Genomic DNA, 1,407 nt, shown 5'->3' with positions numbered 1-1,407 from the left:
CGAGGACCGAGGGCCGAACGGCACTGGAGAGGCACAAGGCCATGGACAACAGTGAAGCCAGGAGCGGCACCGAATCCCCCGCGGTGTCGCTCCGCCGAATCCGCCGAGAAGGCAGCTGCGCACCCGCGAAGAAGAAGCCCGCAATGATCCGTGATCACGATCCGCCGCACCGCCGCATCGACCTCGACCGGGCCGAGGCACTGCACCTGCTCGGCAGTGTGCCCCTGGGCAGGGTCGTCTTCACCCGGCAGGCGCTGCCCACCGTCCGCCCGGTCAACCACATCCTGGACGGCGGTGACATTGTGATCTGTACGCACGAGGGCGCGGCCCTGACCTCGCATGCCCGGCAGAGCGACAGCGCGGGTGTGGTCGTCGCCTACGAGGCCGACGCCATCGACCTGGACACACGCCTCGGCTGGAGCGTGGTGGTCACCGGTTACGCCCGCCTGGTCACCGATCCCGCCGAACTGGCGCGCATACGAGGGATGTTGGATCCCTGGGTGCCGCAGCAGGGCATGGACCAGGCCGTCCGCATCCGCCCCGAACTGGTCACGGGGGTGCTGCTCACCGGGAGGGACGAGGCGTCGGACCAAGCGCAGGAGCGTAGCTGAGCGGCGTACGAGCACGGTTGGGGCGGCGTACGTGTCACCACACGCACACCGCCCCAACGGCTCTCAGACCGTGATCCGGCGCCCGGTCACCGTGTCGGGCTCGATGCGCACCCACACGTCACGCTCCCCACCCGCCCAAGGGGCGCTGTACGCCTGCTCGTTGAACTGTTGCTGCTCTCGGGGGTCCGTCACGGCTGCCGCGTGTCCACGGACCAGGACGCTCCAGCCCTGGCTGAAGGCGTCGTCGATGCGGTCGACCTCGAAGGCCACGTGCTGCCCGGCCGCGAGTGACGGTGTCGAGCCCGGGGCGGTCCGAAAGACGATCCCATCGTCGACGACGCTGTAGTTGACGGGCACGATCACCGGCCCGGTGGCGGTGGGTACGGCCAGTCGCCCCACTCCGTGCGTGCCGAGCAGCACCTGGCACTCGCCCGGTGCCATCTCGGTGAAGCGGGGTTCGCGTCCGGCGCGTCCGCGCCCGGGTGGCAGGTCGACTGCACCGCCGGTCAGCTCGGTCACGGTGGTCTCCAGCACCTCGGCCAGCCGGAGGAGCACGCCGGTGCCCGGTACGGCACCGGGATGCTCCTCCAGGTACCGGAGGTAGCCGGCGGCCACGCCGGCACGGGCGGCCGTCTGCCTCCGTGTCAGGCCGAGCTGTGCCCGCCGGGCGGCCAGGCGGCGGCCCAGGTCGCCCAGCGGCACCTCCTTCGCCGCGCTCGCTTTGGTCTGTTCACTCATGGCCGGCTCTCGGGCGAGCCGTCGAGACCTACCGTGACGGTTCGGGGCATTGTCTCCA

2 protein-coding genes are annotated in these 1,407 nt (G+C 70.9%); one reads left to right on the top strand and one right to left on the bottom strand.

Going from position 1 to position 1,407, the window contains the following annotated elements; all coding sequences use genetic code 11:
- Positions 1 to 143: 143 nt before the first annotated feature.
- Positions 144 to 611, top strand: a complete 468-nt coding sequence (locus ACWD35_RS45485; RefSeq protein ID WP_451357178.1) for a pyridoxamine 5'-phosphate oxidase family protein — start codon at positions 144 to 146, stop codon at positions 609 to 611.
- A gap of 63 nt (positions 612 to 674) precedes the next feature.
- Here ACWD35_RS45485 and ACWD35_RS45480 read toward each other — a convergent pair whose 3' ends face one another.
- On the bottom strand, positions 675 to 1,349 hold the full coding sequence (locus tag ACWD35_RS45480; RefSeq protein ID WP_451357177.1) for a helix-turn-helix domain-containing protein: 675 nt from the start codon (positions 1,347 to 1,349) through the stop codon (positions 675 to 677).
- Between the last annotated feature and the right edge of the window lie 58 nt (positions 1,350 to 1,407).

It is taken from the genome of Streptomyces sp. NPDC002671, from assembly GCF_053592475.1.
The sequence above is the reverse complement of the archived record's forward strand: the minus strand, read 5'-3'. Positions and strand labels throughout refer to the sequence as shown.

Bases quoted from the DNA above. Each gene is read 5' to 3' on its own strand.
- ACWD35_RS45485 (WP_451357178.1), top strand. From the start codon at position 144: ATGATCCGTGATCACGATCCGCCGCACCGCCGCATCGACCTCGACCGG.
- ACWD35_RS45480 (WP_451357177.1), bottom strand. From the start codon at position 1,349: ATGAGTGAACAGACCAAAGCGAGCGCGGCGAAGGAGGTGCCGCTGGGC.